This window comes from Arthrobacter flavus, assembly GCF_039526005.1.
Taxonomy (GTDB): Bacteria; Actinomycetota; Actinomycetes; order Actinomycetales; family Micrococcaceae; genus Arthrobacter_D; species Arthrobacter_D flavus.
In genome coordinates, this window is record NZ_BAAAIJ010000047.1 from 319139 (window position 1) to 335559 (window position 16421).

Annotated in this window: 14 protein-coding genes; 3 read left to right on the forward strand and 11 right to left on the reverse strand. The window is 64.8% G+C overall.

Annotation, left to right across the window (positions count from 1 at the left end; translation table 11 throughout):
- Positions 1 to 28: 28 nt before the first annotated feature.
- From galK to dnaK, 10 genes are all read right to left on the reverse strand, one after another.
- A complete protein-coding gene (galK, locus tag ABD059_RS11540) occupies positions 29 to 1186 on the reverse strand; it encodes a galactokinase (RefSeq protein ID WP_343880133.1) in 1158 nt (385 codons plus the stop codon).
- A complete protein-coding gene (gene galT, locus ABD059_RS11545) occupies positions 1183 to 2331 on the reverse strand; it encodes a galactose-1-phosphate uridylyltransferase (RefSeq protein ID WP_343880135.1) in 1149 nt (382 codons plus the stop codon). The genes galK and galT overlap by 4 nt, the downstream gene beginning before the upstream one ends.
- Positions 2328 to 3143, reverse strand: a complete 816-nt coding sequence (locus tag ABD059_RS11550; RefSeq protein ID WP_343880137.1) for a DeoR/GlpR family DNA-binding transcription regulator — start codon at positions 3141 to 3143, stop codon at positions 2328 to 2330. Before ABD059_RS11550 ends, galT begins: the two co-directional genes overlap by 4 nt.
- A gap of 223 nt (positions 3144 to 3366) precedes the next feature.
- A complete protein-coding gene (locus ABD059_RS11555) occupies positions 3367 to 4047 on the reverse strand; it encodes an SDR family NAD(P)-dependent oxidoreductase (RefSeq protein WP_343880139.1) in 681 nt (226 codons plus the stop codon).
- 35 nt (positions 4048 to 4082) lie between these two features.
- Entirely contained in the window at positions 4083 to 4766 is a 684-nt protein-coding gene (locus tag ABD059_RS11560; RefSeq protein WP_343880141.1) for a PspA/IM30 family protein, read from the reverse strand.
- A 20-nt stretch (positions 4767 to 4786) separates the two neighbouring features.
- Complete coding sequence (locus tag ABD059_RS11565; protein WP_343880143.1) at positions 4787 to 5386, reverse strand: hypothetical protein; 600 nt, start codon at positions 5384 to 5386, stop codon at positions 4787 to 4789.
- Between the two features lie 62 nt (positions 5387 to 5448).
- A complete protein-coding gene (locus tag ABD059_RS11570; protein WP_343880145.1) occupies positions 5449 to 5862 on the reverse strand; it encodes a heat shock protein transcriptional repressor HspR in 414 nt (137 codons plus the stop codon).
- 29 nt (positions 5863 to 5891) lie between these two features.
- Positions 5892 to 6896 carry a DnaJ C-terminal domain-containing protein gene (locus ABD059_RS11575; RefSeq protein WP_343880147.1) on the reverse strand — a complete coding sequence of 335 codons (1005 nt, stop codon included), beginning with the start codon at positions 6894 to 6896 and terminating at the stop codon, positions 5892 to 5894.
- A 154-nt stretch (positions 6897 to 7050) separates the two neighbouring features.
- Positions 7051 to 7764, reverse strand: coding sequence for a nucleotide exchange factor GrpE (locus ABD059_RS11580; protein WP_343880150.1), 714 nt, complete (start codon positions 7762 to 7764; stop codon positions 7051 to 7053).
- 2 nt (positions 7765 to 7766) lie between these two features.
- Complete coding sequence (dnaK, locus tag ABD059_RS11585; RefSeq protein ID WP_343880152.1) at positions 7767 to 9665, reverse strand: molecular chaperone DnaK; 1899 nt, start codon at positions 9663 to 9665, stop codon at positions 7767 to 7769.
- Positions 9666 to 10113: 448 nt separating this feature from the next.
- Between dnaK and ABD059_RS11590 the strand changes: the two genes are divergently transcribed.
- A complete protein-coding gene (locus tag ABD059_RS11590; RefSeq protein ID WP_343880154.1) occupies positions 10114 to 11724 on the forward strand; it encodes an HNH endonuclease in 1611 nt (536 codons plus the stop codon).
- A gap of 146 nt (positions 11725 to 11870) precedes the next feature.
- Here the strand turns inward: ABD059_RS11590 and ABD059_RS11595 are convergent, their stop codons facing one another.
- Positions 11871 to 14072: an MMPL family transporter gene (locus tag ABD059_RS11595; RefSeq protein ID WP_343880156.1), complete on the reverse strand. Its 2202-nt coding sequence runs from the start codon at positions 14070 to 14072 to the stop codon at positions 11871 to 11873.
- 122 nt (positions 14073 to 14194) lie between these two features.
- Here ABD059_RS11595 and ABD059_RS11600 point away from each other — a divergent pair, with 122 nt between their 5' ends.
- On the forward strand, positions 14195 to 14668 hold the full coding sequence (locus ABD059_RS11600) for a MarR family winged helix-turn-helix transcriptional regulator (RefSeq protein WP_343880158.1): 474 nt from the start codon (positions 14195 to 14197) through the stop codon (positions 14666 to 14668).
- Positions 14669 to 14690: 22 nt separating this feature from the next.
- Positions 14691 to 16292, forward strand: a complete 1602-nt coding sequence (locus tag ABD059_RS11605) for a phytoene desaturase family protein (RefSeq protein ID WP_343880160.1) — start codon at positions 14691 to 14693, stop codon at positions 16290 to 16292.
- The last annotated feature ends 129 nt before the right edge of the window (positions 16293 to 16421 follow it).

Below are 16421 nucleotides of genomic sequence, written 5' to 3' on the forward strand. Positions count from 1 at the left end.
AAGCCTGGGATCAAACCTGGGATGACAGTCAAGCGATGCGGGCAGCTCCTGCGCCGGGCAGGACGCTGAAGATGACCGGCGCACGGAAACGGGCAGCGGAGAAGGCGTCCTCGACGGCCGCCCGGACGGCGGGGACGTCGTCGACGGCTACGAGCGCGATGGCCGCGCCGCCGAAGCCGCCGCCGGTCATGCGCGCACCCAGTGCGCCGGCGTCGAGAGCCGCGTCAACGGCCGTGTCCAGTTCGGCACAGGAAATCTCGAAGTCGTCCCGCATCGAGGCATGACTGGCCACCAGCAGCGGGCCGAGCGCAGCGGGTCCCTCGCGGGTGAGGAGCCGGACGGCGTCCTGAACCCGCGCATTTTCCGTCACGACGTGACGCACCCGGCGGAACGTCTCTTCGTCCAGGACACCGGCAGCTTCGGCCAGGTCTTGCACCGAGACATCCCGGAGGGCAGGAACGCCCATCAGCTTGGCGCCGAGTTCGCAGGAACGGCGACGCGCCGCGTACCCGCCGGTGGAATGCGAGTGGCTGACGCGGGTGTCGATAACCAGCAGTTCTAGCCCGGCGGCCTCAAGATCGAGGGGGACGAGCTGGGACTCTCCGGAGCGGCAGTCGAGGAAGACGGCATACCCGGCCTCGCCCAGCAGCGACGCCGACTGGTCCATGATGCCCGTCGGCGCTCCCACCATCCGGTTCTCCGCCAGCTGTCCAATAGCAGCAAGCTCCTCGTGGGAGGCCCCCGCCTGAGCGAGCTCGTTTGCCGCGACGGCGACTGAACACTCGAGCGCGGCGGAGGATGAAAGCCCAGCCCCCACAGGGACGGAGGAGTCGACCAGCAGATCCATGCCGGGGCAGCGATAGCCCGACTGCTCAAAGGCCCAGAGGACACCGAGCGGATACGCAGCCCAGCCCTCGACGCCGCCTTCGGCCAAGTCGTCGAGGTCGGCCGTGACAGGATCGTCATCGGGGGCGAAGGTGGACGCGACCCGCACCCACCGGTCCCCGCGGACAGCGGCCGCCACCGTCGTCGAGTGCTGGATGGCGAAGGGCAGGACGAAGCCCTCGTTGTAGTCGGTATGTTCGCCAATGACGTTGACGCGGCCGGGCGCTGACCACAGACCATCGGGTTCGGTACCGAACCGGTCGGCGAAGGCCGCCGCGAGATCGTGTGGGGTGGAGCTCATGGGTGGTCCTTCCGGGCGGGGACGCCAGAGACGTTCTCGGTGGGCGTGGCGCGGCGGAGTGCGTCCGCGACGCTTTCGGGCGTGGTGTCGTTGATGAAGGCGCCCATCGCGGCTTCCGAACCAGCGAGGAACTTCAATTTGTCGGCGGCCCGACGGGGGGAGGTCAGCTGGAGGTGAAGGTAGCTCGCGGGACGTAGCTCGTCATCAATCGGAGCCTGCTGCCACGCCGCGATGTACGGCGTCGGGGTGGGGTAGGGGGCGTCGAGCCTGCCCAGGAGCTCCAGGTAGACGGTGGTGAGTTCGTTCCGCTCCTCGTCGGACAGGCCCGCAAGATCGGCGACCTGCCGGTGGGGTACCAGGTGTACCTCGACGGGCCAGCGTGCCGCGAAGGGCACGAAGGCGCTGAAGTGTTTCCCCTCGATGACCATACGGTCCCCGGAGCTGCGCTCGGCGGCCAGGGCATGGCCCATGAGGGTCTGCCGCCCGCCTGAGGCGTCGAAAAACGCTGCTGCCCGCGCCGCGAGGGTGGCGGCCCGGGGCGGGATGAACGGGTAGGCGTAGATCTGGCCGTGCGGGTGCAGCAGTGTCACGCCGATATCGGCGCCGCGGTTCTCGAAGCAGAAGACCTGTTTGATTCCAGGCATCGCGGACAGCGCCTCGGTGCGGTGCGCCCATGCGTCGATGACCGTTCTGGCACGCTCGGGGCTGAGTGAGCCGAAGGATCCTTCATGCGCGGAGTCAAAGGCTACGACCTCGCACCGTCCTGACGCTGTCGCCGTCGTGCCCCAGCCTGGTGTCTCCGGAAGCGCGCCCAGATCGGGGCCAAACGAGGAGAAACGGTTCTCGAACACGACGACCTCGTAATCCGTGGCTGGGATCTCCGAGAGATTCGCAGGCGTCGTCGGGCATAGCGGGCACTGATCAGCGGGCGGCAGGTGCGTGCGCGACTGGCGGTGGGCGGCGACGGCGACCCACTCGCCCGACAGCGCGTCGAAACGCGCGGTGCCTGCCGGTCCGCGCGGTGGCAGCCCCCGCGTGTCGCGGCTAGCTGCTGGGTCGCGGTGCCGCGCCGCGCTGTCCTCGTGCGCGTCGAAGTAGATCAGCTCGCGCCCATCGGACAGGCGGGTAGGGGTGATAGAGGTCATGGGCGCTCTTCCAGCTGAGGATCGAACAGGTGGGGGTCGGGAACAGGTTCGCGGAGGATGCGGGTAAGGGCCCCGTACTCGCTGTCGGGTTGCCGGTCCGTGACCAGGGCCGCAGCGGTGTCCAGCGCCGCCACCCCGGCGAGGCTGACGACGCCGATCTTGGTGGCGTCGGCGAGCACGATGAGCCTGCCGCAGGTGCGTGCGAATGCCCTGTTCGTGTCTGCCTCGGCGAGGTTCGGGGTGGTGATGCCGGCGGCTGCGTCCACGCCGTGTGCTCCCATAAAGCACAGGTCCGCGCGCAGGGATGCGATGGTGTTCGTGGCGAGGGGGCCGACGAGCGCCTTCGACGGAGTGAGCTGACCGCCCGACAGCAGGACCTGGGGCGCGCCGTCGTCAGAGGTCGCACCGTGGAGGCGGTGCAGTTCGTCCGCCAGGGGCAGGGAGTTCGTGATCACGGTGAGGCCCGGCACGCGAAGGAGGAGCGGTGCCAGGGCAAAGGTGGTGGTGCCGCCTGTGATGGAGACCGTCATGCCGGGCTTGAGGAGGGAAACCGCAATGGCCGCGATGCGCTGCTTCGCCTCCTTGCCCCGCATCCGGTTGGCCTCGAATCCGGGCTCCACCGCGCTGATGGTGCCGGGACGCACGGCGCCACCGTGCACACGCACGAGGGCTCCGCGCGTTTCGAGGGCATCGATGTCCCGGCGGATGGTCATCTCCGAGACTCCGAGAGCCAGAGCGAGTTTACTGACCCGTACCGCAGGCCGGCGAGTGAGCCTGTCGAGGATCGCTGCATGGCGCTCTGCTGCGAACATGATCCTCCTACCGGGTGTATGGGCGCGGCGACACTGCGTAGCACCGGATCACGCCACTGCAAAAAAAGCGAACGGGCTCGCTCGGAAACGAACAAAATCTATCATGGAGGGACACTGGAGGGGAAGAGGTCCCTCACACAATCTTCTGCTGGAAGTCTCGGAGCCCTCAGGTTCCGAGACTCACTTGACCCTGGGCGGGCGATGCTGGCTTCCCAGGGAACGCCTAGCTGAAGGCTGACGCTGGCAGGTCCTTCTCGCCGTCCACCATGGCCGCGACGATCCGCTCCGCCACAGCTTCCGGGTCCTTCCCCTGTGGAAGGCGAGGCGCGGAGCCTGCTATCGCGCGGTCTACCAGGCCCGTCTCGGTGTGCGGCGGCCGAACATCGATCACCCGAATGCCCTGCCGCCGGGTCTCCAGCGTCAACGCTTTGCCGAACGCGCTGAGCGCCGCCTTGCTGGCAGAATAGGCGGCCATTCCGGCAGTGGGGCTCTCGGCCACGACGGCGCTGACCTGAATCACCACCGAATCCCTTTGCAGCTGCGGCAACACCGCACGGATCAGCCTGATGTAGGCCATCAGGTTCACGAGAAGTAGCTCATCCAGGGTTTCATCGTCGAGCTCCGATACCGGGCCGAAGGCCACCACACCGGCCGCGTAGACCAAGCCGTCAAGATCCCCGCAAGCATCAGCTATTTCAGCTGGCGCACCGGGATGCGTCAGATCGGCGGGGATGGTTTTGACTACCGCGTCCCCGAGTTCTTCGGCCAGGTTGACGAGCTTCTCAGCGGACCGCCCGGAAAGTGTTACCCGGGCCCCAGCGGTCACGAGTTGCCGCGCCACGGCTCCGCCGAGCACCCCAGTTGCGCCGATGACCAAGAAATGGTTACCACTGATTGTTGTCATGCCGCCGATTCTACCCACGCCGCCCGGCTTGGGACCTAGTCGCGGGGATGGCGGTTCTTCAGTCGGTCCAGTTCCCGTTCGGTCGCCGAGCTGGCTTCGAGTTCCTCGAAGGCCTCTTCCACTCGCCGGGAGTTGGGGTCCGTCCAGGAGAGCTCGTCGTGGGCGGCAGCCCGCGCCTGGACGCGCCGCGCTTCCAGCTCGGCCTGTCGAGCTGCGGCTTCGGCTCCCGCCGCTGCCTGCCCGGACCCGGTAAGTGCGTCCTGCATGCCAAGTTCAGCTTGGGCCGCACCGTGTCGGGCCTTCAGCGTCTGGTAGCGGATGCCGTTGTCTTCCACCCGGGTTTCGAGCCGCTGGAGGTTGGAGTCGAGCTGGCGTACCTGGGTATCGAGTTCGTCCCGCTGGCGGGTGAGGGTTTCCAGGCGTTTGGTGACGGCGAGGCTGCGCCGCAGTGCCGCCCGGGCGGCGTCGTCGTCGCCCGCGTTGACCGCGCTGGCCGCCCGGCGCTCCAGTTGGTCGAGCTCCGCGCGCGCTTCGCCCGCAAGTAGTTCAAGACGGTGACGGTTGGCGGCCAGGTCGGCAACGCTGCGGCGGGCTTGATCCACTAGATCGAGCTGCTGGCGGTGCGCTTGTTCAACCGTCTGAATGGGGTCGGTGGGCTTTTCCTTGGCAGCGGTCCGGTTGGCCCGGACGATGCGGGAAATGCGGCGGCCAATTGACATGGTGGTGGTTCCCTCAGCCTCTACTGGATCTGGTCAGGGGTGCCGTAGGACTTGCTCCACGCCTGCAGCACATTGATTTCGCGGGTGAGGTGGGTGCTGGCCCGCTGAATTTCGTTGGCGCCAGTGGGTTGTCCCGCCTGCATCAGCGACCGGCGGAGGTCAGCGGAGAGAGTGCCGTAGGACTGGACCTGTTCCCCGATCCGCCCGGCCAAATCCCGTTTAAGCTGCCGGTCGGGTTCGCGCTCGGCCATGCGCAGCTGGTTCTCGAGTGCCTGCTCGGCACGGAATAGGTCCTCGGCGACGATGGGAAGCTCACCGATCGGGCCGCCGCTCCCGGCTGCAGCATCGAGGGCCCGCCGGGTTGCCTGACCGGAACGCCGCAGGTCCAGGCGTAAACGCGCGATCCGGCGGACGCCGTCGTCGACCGCGTAGGAACGGGCGGTGAGTACCCCGGTGGAGAAGCTGCGTTGCACGGCGCCGGAGCGGCGGAGCCGCCGGACGATCAACCACGTGGCCAACGCGAATCCCAAGCCGATGACCAGCAGCGTCACCCCGCCGAAGATGAGCAGCTGCATGATCGTGTCACCGAAGTCACCGGCGTCGGAGAACTGTTGAGGCATACTCCCAGTCTGCACCGTAACGGCAAGGGTTTCCAGCGGGGCACCAGATGTTCGGCTGGGCATCACGGGCGCCACACGACCATCGCCTGACTCCGCGGCCGGGGGCGCTGACCGCGGGAGAGGGTGACGACGTCGCCTGCGAGGCCGGCGGCAAACACGCGGCTTGAGTCAGGCTGACGACGGCGGGACGCCAGTTCGTCGGTCAACTCCTGAACCCGGTACTGGAGCGCGGCGACCTGATTCTCGAGTTGCAGGATCCGGCGGATGCCTTCCAGAGACACCCCCTCCTGGGAGAGTCGCTGCACCTCGCGGAGGGTGGTCACGTCCCGCTGCGAGTAGCGGCGGGCGCGGCCGGGAGCGCGGCTGGGTGTCACCAGCCCAAGCCGGTCATACTGCCGGAGGGTTTGCGGGTGCATGTCCGCCAGCTCCGCGGCAACGGAGATCACGTAAATGGGCAAGGTTGCGTCAACTGCCATCGTGACCTCCTTTCGATGCCGCGTGGGCTTTAGAGTTTCGCTTTGGCGGCGAGACCCGCGCGCGGGTTGGCGTCGCCGGTTGCGGCAGCAAACGCCTCAACGGCCGCTTCGGCGTCCTTGTTCAGTTTCTGCGGGACGACGACGTCGATGGTCACCAGCAGGTCACCGGTCGCTTTGGCGGTGCGGACCCCTCGTCCCTTGACACGCAGGGTGCGTCCGGATGGCGTGCCGGCAGGAACTTTGACCTTGACCGTCTCACCGGTGAGCGTGGGGACGTCGATCTGCGCGCCCAATGCAGCCTCCGGAAAAGACACCGGCACATGGACGCGGATGTTGTCGCCGTCGCGCTGGAAAAACGGATGCGGTTTGACGCTAACGCTGACCATCAGGTCGCCGTTCCCCGCCGCGCCAGCCTGGCCTTTGCCGCGGACGCGAACCTTCTGTCCGTCCTTGATGCCGGCGGGCACCCGAACATCGATGACTTCACCGGAGGGCTCACGCAATCCGATGGTGGTGCCGTTGATGGAACCGGCAAAAGAGATGCTGGTGGTTGCCGTCCGGTCGGCGCCTTTCCGAGGGGTCGGCTGGTATCCGCCGAAGCCGCCTCCCCCGCCCTGACCGAACAGGTCGGCGAACTCGGGCGGCAGGTTGCCGTAGCTGGCGCCTCCGCCACCGCCAGGCCGTTGGCGTCCGGGCCTGGGCTGTCCGGCACCCTGGCCGAAGAGATTGCCGAAGATATCTTCGAAGCCCGCACCGCCGGCTCCCCCACCGGGGCCACCGGCGGTAAAGCGTGCGCCACCGCCCATGGCACGAATGGCATCATACTGCTGGCGATCCTCGGAGTCCGACAGCACGGAATAGGCCTCGGAGATGTCCTTGAACATCTTGTCCGACCCCCCGGTTGCCTGATTCTGGTCCGGGTGGTGTTTGCGGGCCAGCTTCCGGTACGACTTCTTGATGTCTGCAGCTGTTGCGTCTTTGGGGACACCCAGAATTTTGTAGAAATCCTTGTCGACCCAATCCTGACTAGCCAATTGGCGTCCCCTTTCATATATGAATTCAAAGCATAGGTGAGTAGTCATGGAGCCGGAGCAGTGTCCGACCTGGCGGCTTTAATATTTCAAGCGAGCTCTGCGAGCGAAGAAATTTCGTTGCCGCCGGTCGGGCACTGCTCCGGCTTGCCAAACGCTACTCAGGTACTGCGACGATAACTTGGGCTGCCCGCAGGACGCGGTCGCCCTTCTTGTAGCCTGCCCGCAGGATCTGGCTGACGCTGTCGGACTGCACGTCGGCACTGGGCTGCTGGATCAGAGCCTCGTGGACGTTCGGGTCGAACTCCACTCCGGTCTCGTCGATCCGGCTCAAGCCGTAGGTCTTCAGCGCGTTCTCCAGTTTGGTGGAGATCGCAGCGAAGGGTCCATCGGCCAGGTCGCCGTGCTGGCGGGCGGCGTCGATATCGTCAAGGACAGGCATCAGCGAGTTCAACACTCCGATGACTGCCATGTCCCTGGCCACGTCCCGGTCACGCTCGACGCGCTTCCGGTAGTTGACGTACTCGGCGGAGAGGCGTTGCAGGTCGTTACGCAGCTCGGCTTCCACAGCTGAGGCCGATCCGGCGGCGGGTTCAGTTAACCCCTCGCCGTCGATCCCGTTAAGGATTGCTTCGGCCTGGGCCAGAGCATCGCTGCCATCGGCTGCCTGCTCTCCGGCGTCGGCTTCCTCAACGGGATCCTGAACGGAGTCCGGGGTCACAGGCTGGTCGGTGTGACCAGCCTGTGCGCCGTCGTCGTCCTGCTGCTGCTGCTGCCCACGGACCTTACCTGTCTCGGGATCGATCTTCCGGTTGTCGCGGAAGCTGACCGGTTCGGACTGGTGCTCTTCTTCGTTTCCGTGGTGCGGCATGACTACTTCTTTTCGGTGTTGTCGTCTTCGTCGACTACCTCGGCGTCGACGATGTCCTCGTCGTTCGAGGACGAGTCAGCGTCAGGCGCCGTTCCGTCCTGAGGTGCGTCGGCGCCTGGCGCGGCGGCGTCCTGCTGTGCCGCTGCGTAGATTGCCTCGCCAAGCTTGGTCTGTGACGCCTGAAGCTTCTCAAACGCCGTCTTGACCGTGTCAGCCGAACCGGCTTCCTCTGGGTTGGCTTCGAGTGCCTTCTTCAGTTCGTCGACGTCGGCCTGGACCTCGGTCTTGACGTCCTCGGGCAGCTTGTCCGAGTTGTCGGCGATCAGCTTGTCGACCGAGTAGGCCAACTGCTCGGCACCGTTGCGGGTGTCGGCTGCTTCACGGCGTTCCTTGTCCTCGGCTGCGTGCTCCTCGGCTTCGCGGACCATCCGGTCGATGTCCTCCTTCGACAGCGCGGTGCCGCCGGTGATGGTCATCGACTGCTCGGCGCCGGTGCCCTTGTCCTTGGCGGACACGTGGACGATGCCGTTGGCGTCGAGGTCGAAGGTGACCTCGACCTGTGGCACGCCGCGGGGCGCTGGAGCGATTCCGGTCAGTTCGAAGGTACCCAGTGGCTTGTTGTCCCGGGTGAACTCGCGCTCGCCCTGGAAGACCTGGATAGCAACCGACGGCTGGTTGTCGTCAGCGGTGGTGAAGGTTTCGCTGCGCTTGGTGGGGATGGCCGTGTTGCGCTCGATCAGCTTGGTCATCATGCCGCCCTTGGTCTCGATCCCGAGGGACAGAGGGGTGACGTCGATGAGCAGTACGTCCTTACGCTCGCCCTTCAGCACGCCTGCCTGGAGTGCGGCGCCGACGGCGACGACCTCATCAGGGTTGACGCCCTTGTTGGGCTCCTTGCCACCGGCAAGTGACTTCACCAGTTCAACGACGGCTGGCATGCGGGTTGAGCCACCGACGAGCACGATGTGGTCGATGTCGGCAACCTTGATGCCTGCTTCAGCGATGACGTCGTTGAAGGGCTTCTTGGTGCGGTCCAGCAGGTCCTTGGTGAGGTCCTGGAACTTGGCACGGGAGAGGTGCTCGTCCAGGTGGACCGGGCCATCCGGGGTGACGGAGAGGTACTGGAGGGAGATGTTGGTGGAGCTGGCCGAGGAGAGTTCCTTCTTGGCCTGCTCTGCCGCTTCCTTCAGGCGCTGCAGGGCAATCTTGTCCTTGGACAGGTCGACGCCCTTGGCCTTGGCCTGCGACAGCAGGTAGTCAACGACGCGCTGATCCCAGTCGTCGCCGCCGAGGCGGTTGTCACCGGAGGTGGAGCGCACCTGAATGGTGGAGAAGTCGTCTTCATCCTTGCCAACTTCGAGCAGGGAGACGTCGAAGGTGCCGCCACCCAGGTCGAAGACCAGGATGAGCTCATCTTCCTTGCCCTTGTCCAGGCCGTACGCCAGTGCTGCAGCGGTTGGCTCGTTGACAATACGCAGGACGTTCAGGCCTGCGATCTCGCCGGCTTCCTTGGTGGCCTGACGCTCGGCGTCGTTGAAGTAGGCGGGGACGGTGACGACGGCGTCGGTCACCTTTTCGCCCAAGTAGCTTTCGGCGTCGGTCTTCAGCTTCTGAAGGATGCGCGCCGAGATTTCCTGGGGCGTGTAGTTCTTGTCGTCGACCTTGACGTTCCAGTCGGTGCCCATATGGCGCTTGACGGAAGCAATAGTGCGGTCGATGTTGTTGACGGCCTGGCGCTTGGCGATTTCGCCAACCAGCACTTCCCCGCCCTTGGAGAACGCAACGATCGAGGGCGTAGTCCGTGCGCCTTCAGCGTTGGCGATAACGGTGGGCTCGCCACCTTCGAGTACGGAAACCACTGAGTTGGTGGTTCCGAGGTCAATACCTACTGCACGTGACATGCGTATTTCCTTTCAACAGCCCGTAATTAGGGGAATCACCCAGCTCGTAGCTTGGCGAGTATTCGCCTAAAGCCGGATCTTGAGTGTTCTTCACTCAACTGTACTCCGGGTCGGTGGAGAGTCAAATCTAAGTTGAGTGAAGGTGGCTCAACTTTGCTACGAAGGTGCATGGAGTTGCCGAATTCCGCGGCAGTGGAGGGCGTCAAGGCTTGTTCAGCCGTGAGAGAACGTCCGGCTGGCCCGCTCCCCCGCTCGTTGCCGAAGAGTGACACCTGGCTGGTTGACGACTGCTGGGCTCGCTGGGTCTCACAGCTTGGCGGGGTGTTCAGAGGGTGTTCAGAGGGTGTTCAGGTGCTAGTGCTGTGGTCCTGAAAAATAGTTGAAAAAGATTTTCGGGTGACCTTGAATCGGCCCCTATTTTGTCAGTGGGCGATGATGGAATAAGGATATGAAAGGCAGTCACGCTTCTGCTCCCGAATCGGGATTCTTCCCCGAATCCGGCCTCGAGTCCGGCCCCGGTTCCGGCCCGGAATCCAGCCGTGGTTCGAGTCCGGATTCCGCTTTCGAGAGCGGGCCCGCGAGCACTGGTTCGGGGAGTGCGGGTGGGTATGGCCCCGCCGGTCCGCTGGGCAGGGAAGCGACCTGGACCGCTCCGACGGCTCCTACGGCTTCGACGGCTTCTGAGGCCGCTTCGACCGGTCCGGGTGTTCCGGTGCCGTTGACTGGCCAGATATCAGTCGCGGCGATGGTGACGCTGGACGCTCGGCAGACCGTGAACCTGCTCCAGACGCTCTCAACGTTGCGGTCCTGGGTCGACGCGCAGGAAGCGAAGGCGGTCACCCATCTTCATGACCTGATCGCCGAGGAACACGCGTGGATCGAAGACCTGGACCGTATTCATGCCCTGACCGCATCGGAGATCGGCCCGGCCCTGCATCTGCCGGAGCGCACGGCTGGTTCACTGCTCGACCATAGTGAGCTGCTGGTCCGCGATTACCGGGCTACCCTGACCGCGTTGGAAGATGGCAGGTTATCGCGCCCACACGCGTGGGCGGTGCTCGGGGAAGCCATCAGCATCCCGGACACCGTCCCGGCGGTGAGGGCCGGGTTCGAAGCCCACCTCATCGGGCTGGCGTGCAAGACCACGGTGGCGAAGTTCACCCGCCAGGCCCAACGGCTACGCGAAGCCTTCCACCCCGAGTCAATCACCCTGCGGCACCAGAAAGCCGTCCAGGACCGACGCGTGTATCTGGACCCGGTCCAGGACGGGATGGCCTGGCTCCAAGCCTTCCTCCCGACCGAACAGGCCGCAGGGATTTTCCACCGGGTCGATACCGCGGCCCGGGCGTTGCAAGGCCCCGACGAGGCCCGGACTCTCACCCAGTTACGCGCCGATGTTCTGGTGGATGTCCTCACCAGCGCCGGACCCGCCGGCCATCCTGAACCCGAGACCGACACCGACGCCAACGGGTCGAACGGGTCGAACGGGTCGAACGGTTCGAGTCAGCCTGGGTCCAGCGGATCCAGTCGGGCGGGGGAGGCCACAGCGTTTTGGGGTGTGCAGGCGAAGGTGTTCGTCACGGTTCCGGTGATGACTCTCCTCGGCGGGGATGTGCCGGGTGAATTGGAAGGCTACGGTCCGATTGATCCCGAGACCGCCCGGAAGCTCGCCGGGCACGCACCCTCGTTCGCCAGGATCCTCACCCACCCCTTCACCGGGGCCAGACTCGGCGCTGACGCGAGAACGTATCAGGTCCCGCAGGACCTGAAGGATGCGGTCCGGGTCAGGGACGGGACCTGCCGACATCCGGGATGTAACCGGTTGGCGGTCTTCTGCGAACTCGACCACACCACCCCCTGGTCCCACGGCGGGAAGACATCGTATTCAAACCTGGCGTCCCTGTGTAAACGCCACCACCTGTTCAAAACCGAAGGCTACTGGCACTACAAACAACCAGACCCCGGCACCATCATCGCCATCTCGCCTGCCGGTGAAACCTACCTCACCACCGCGGACCCACCACCAGCACCACCACCCGACCTACCCCCACCCTTCTAGTCAGCGCTTGCAGTGGTCCGTTCAATGGCGCTCGCGAAGATCGGCAGGCTTCGTTCGAGCTTCTCCTCGTGGGCCGTCAGGGAAAGGCTCCACCTTCCCCTCCGCGAAAATGGGCGTCAGGGGAAGGTGAAGCGCTGCGGGGCTAACTACCCACGGTGAGCTGGTTCGGCGCGATGCCCATGAGCGTCCGAGCCAGTACCCGACAACCCGGATGACCCACCGCGGTGCACCGGCCCGGATTCACGTCCCAGCCGGGACGGCCACCAGATCCGATGACCGAGGTCGTAGGACAAAGCTGGCACCAGCAGCGAGCGGACGATCAGCGTATCCAGCAGCACGCCGAAGGCCACGATGAACGCAATCTGGGCAAGGAACAGAATCGGGATGACACCCAAAGCAGCGAAGGTCGCGGCGAGCACCACACCCGCCGACGTGATGACCCCGCCGGTGACACCCAGACCCCTCAGAATTCCGGGACGGGTACCGAGGCGTAGCGATTCCTCACGGACTCGAGTCATCAGGAAAATGTTGTAATCCACTCCCAATGCCACGAGGAACACGAAGCCAAACAGCGGAACCGACGCGTCTGCACCCTCAAAACCGAGCAGGTTGTTGAACACCAGGGCCGACACGCCCAGCGCCGTCGCGAAGGAGAGCACCACACTGAGAATCAGCAGGACCGGTGCCACGACGGAACGGAGCAGGAGCATCAGGATCACCAAGATCACCGCCAACACGATCGGAATGATCTTCACCAGGTCGGCCTGGGCCGTGTCGTTGGTGTCAATCGCGATGGCGGTTACGCCACCCACCAGAGCCTCTGGGCTGGCATCGTCCAGCGCGGTTCGCAACTCACGCACCACGTCTTCGGCCTCATCGGAGTCTGCAGGTGACTGCAGTGTGCCGGTAATCAGCACGTTGCCACCACGGACGACGACGTCGCTGCCGGGTTCGGGAGACTCGGAGCTGATCGCGGCGTCGGCGATGCCGGCCTGGTTCTGCACCACTTCCAGGACAGCATCCTGATCCTGCTCGGGGGCAATCACCGATACGGGGCTTCCCGACCCGGCATCGAAGTGCCGCGCCAGGGCTTCCTGCCCATCCACCGCATTGGATTCCGTGAGGATCAAGGCAGACTGCGGTACGCCATTGGCCTGCAGTTGGAACAAGCCCAGGGAACCGGCGGCCAGGACCAGGAATGAAGCGATCCAGACGGGCCGGGCATGCCGGGAGATCAGTGTCGCCACCATCTTCCAGATGCCGCGCAGCCCCTCCAGCCCGGTGGCGTTCACTCCTTCAGGCTGAACGTGACTGGACCCCAGCTTGGGGCGCAGCGGCCAGAACGCCGACCTGCCGAAGAGCAGCAGGAGCGAGGGCAGCAGTGTCAGGGCGGCAGCCAACGAGAAGAGGATTCCGATTGCCGCGATCGGTCCGAGACTCCGGTTGGAGTTGAGGTCGGAGAACAACAGGCAGAGCAAAGCAACAATGACTGTGGCCCCGGAGGCGAGGATCGGCTCGAACGAGCCGCGGTACGCCACCCGCATCGCGTCCCATTTTGCGGCGTGTTCGCCCAGTGCTTCCCTGAACCGTGCGACGAGCAGCAGCGCGTAATCGGTCGCCGCCCCGATGACCAGGATGAACAGGATTCCCTGGCTCTGGCCGCTGAGTTGAATCCATCCCCAGTCGGCCAGGGCATAGACCAGTACGATCGATGTGGCCAACGCAAACACTGAGGTCAGCAGCACCAGGAACGGAAGGATCACAGACCGGTAGACGGACAGCAGGATAAGGAAAACGGCTCCCAGCGCCACACCGAGCAACAACCCATCAATACCGCTGAAGGCGCTTGAGAGGTCGGTGGCAAAACCGGCCGGTCCCGTCACGTAGCCGGTGGTGCCGTCAGGGATCTCGGCAGCCAGTACCTCACGAAGCGCCTCGACTACTTCCGCGATCTCGGCGTCGTCCGCTACAAACGTTATGTACTGAATAGCAAAAGAGTCTTCGGCTGGCACGGGCCCAATGACAGTTGGCGCTCCGGCTTCAGCAGCTTCGAGCCCCTCGACCGCCGCGAGGGAGGTAGCCAACTCCTCATACACACCGAGGTCGGCTGGCGGAATCTCCGTCTCCGATTCGACGACGATCACTGCGGGTAAGGAATCCGAATCAGTGAACTGGTTCTGTAATTCACCCGCTTCGGTGGATTCGGCGTTGGCCGGGAGGAACGACGCCTGGTCATTGGTGGAGACTTCCTCCAACTTGCCAAATGTAGGACCCCCGAACGCGGCGCCTACCAGCCAGATTAGGACGACGACGGCGGGTAACAGAACCCGTAACCACTTGCTGTGCATGATGAACGCCTCTCAAAGAAATTATCTCTAAAACAAACTATATCCATCATGGAGATATAATTGGTAGACGGACTAGAGTTGTTTCTTGCGGTAGCTGTTGAAACGACGAGGTGAGAGTGAGTATGGCAGAGAACCCCCGACCAGAACTGATGGCGTTACTTCAGCAGTTCACCGTGGAAACGGATCGGTATGTGGACACTGTCAGCGCGCGGGATTCTCTCTACCGGACAGATCTGAACGCCCTCGGCGTCATGATGGGCGCAGCCCGAACCGGCGCCGTCGTGACCCCCGGGATGCTGCGCTCCGAACTGCACTTGAGTTCGCCGGCGACTACCGCACTGGTGGACCGCCTCGATAATGCGGGCCACGTGAAACGCTCCAGGAGCGACGTCGACCGGCGGCAAGTCCACCTCGAAATGACCGAGAAGGCAATGGCCACCGGCGGTAAACTCTTCGCCCCGCTGGCCCAACACATTGGCGGCGCGCTGGCACAGTTTTCCACCGAAGAGCTGGAGCTACTTGCCGAGATGATGCGTCGGATCACCAGCGCGACTATCGCGGCACGTGAGGAAGTTGCGGGGGGACCTGCCGGGTAGTGCTGGTTGCTAGGCTGAACCAATGGATCGATCACGCGCCAGACAGGACCATTTCGACGCTGTAGTGGTGGGTGGCGGCCATAACGGGCTCGTTGCAGCCACGTATCTGGCCAAGGCCGGCCGCTCGGTGGTGGTCCTCGAACGCCAGGACCAGGTGGGTGGAGCAGCCGTCTCGGCGGAGGCCTTCCCCGGCACCGGAGCGAGACTGTCGCGGTACTCCTATCTGGTGAGCCTCCTACCCCAACAGATCATTGATGATTTGGGGCTGGATCTGGAGCTGGTCCGCCGACGTTACTCCTCCTACACTCCGGTAGCCGGCGGTACGTCCGGTCTGCTGGTCGACAACGAGGACCGCAGGGCCACCCGGAAAAGCTTCCGCAGGATCGATGCGGGTGATGATGCCGGTGCCTTCGGCGAGTTCTACGGCGGCACCGCGACACTCGCCGAACGGCTGTGGCCCACGTTTATGAAGCCGCTACTCAGGCGCGCTGAGGCCAGGGAGCTGGTCGGCGACGAAGAGATCTGGAACGATTTCATTGAACAGCCGCTCGGTCGCGTGATCGAGCGCTCGGTGGCGTCCGATCTGGTACGTGGGATACTCCTCACCGACGGCTTGATCAGCACGTTCGCGCGGGCGTCCGACGAGGACCTGCAGCAAAACAAGTGCTTCCTCTATCACGTCGTCGGCGGCGGAACCGGGGACTGGGACGTTCCGGTCGGCGGCATGGGAGCAGTCAGTGGCGCCCTGGAACGGGCCGCGCTGGCCGCCGGGGTAGAGATCCGTACGGGGGCCGAGGTGACAGCGGTGGCACCCAACGGCGTCGTCCATTACCTACCGGTGGAGGAGAACGGCCCCATGCGGAGCGTGTCCGGCGAGTATGTGCTGGCCAATGTCACGCCCGCGGTATTGGGCCGGCTGATGGGTGGCCCGAGTGCCGACGGTTTCGCAACCACCGCGGGTGCGGCCGAGGGCGCCCAGGTCAAGGTCAATCTGCTGCTCTCGCGGCTACCTAAACTCAAGGACCCCGAGATCAGTCCCGAGCAGGCCTTCGGTGGAACCTTCCACATCAACGAGCTGTACTCGCAGTTGGACGCCGCCTACACCGCCGCGGAGAACGGCAGGATCCCATCCCCCTTGCCGATCGAAATCTACTGCCATTCCCTGGCCGATCCGTCGATTCTGTCTGACTCTCTGCGCGAGTCGGGCGCCCACACCCTGACCGTCTTTTCGCTGCAGACCCCGCATCGGTTGACCCATAGCGCGGATCACGAGGTGCTGCGGGCCGAGTTGCAGGCTGCAGTGCTGGAATCGCTCAACAGCGTGCTGGCCGAGCCCATCGAGGATTGCATCCTGCGCGACGGCGACGGCGAGCCCTGCATCGAGACGAAAACCACCCTCGACCTGGAGGAGATCCTGGGTCTGACCGGTGGGAATATCTTCCACGGTCCGTTGTCGTGGCCGTTCGCTGAGGACGACGCACCCCTGGAGACCCCCGCCCAGCGCTGGGGTGTCGCCACCGATCACCAGCGCGTGCTGCTTTGCGGGGCCGGATCCCAACGGGGCGGCGGAGTCAGTGGGCTGGGTGGCCACAGCGCCGCGATGGCCCTCCTCGAGGAGTCTTAAAGGGTCAGAGGAAAACGCCGGATGTACCGCTAAACCGGCCAGGTGGCTGGTTCCCGGGCGGTGAAAGCGGTGTCGCAGACGGCACCGACAACCGTCCTTCTCCTCGGCGGTCTCCCGGGCGGGGACCGG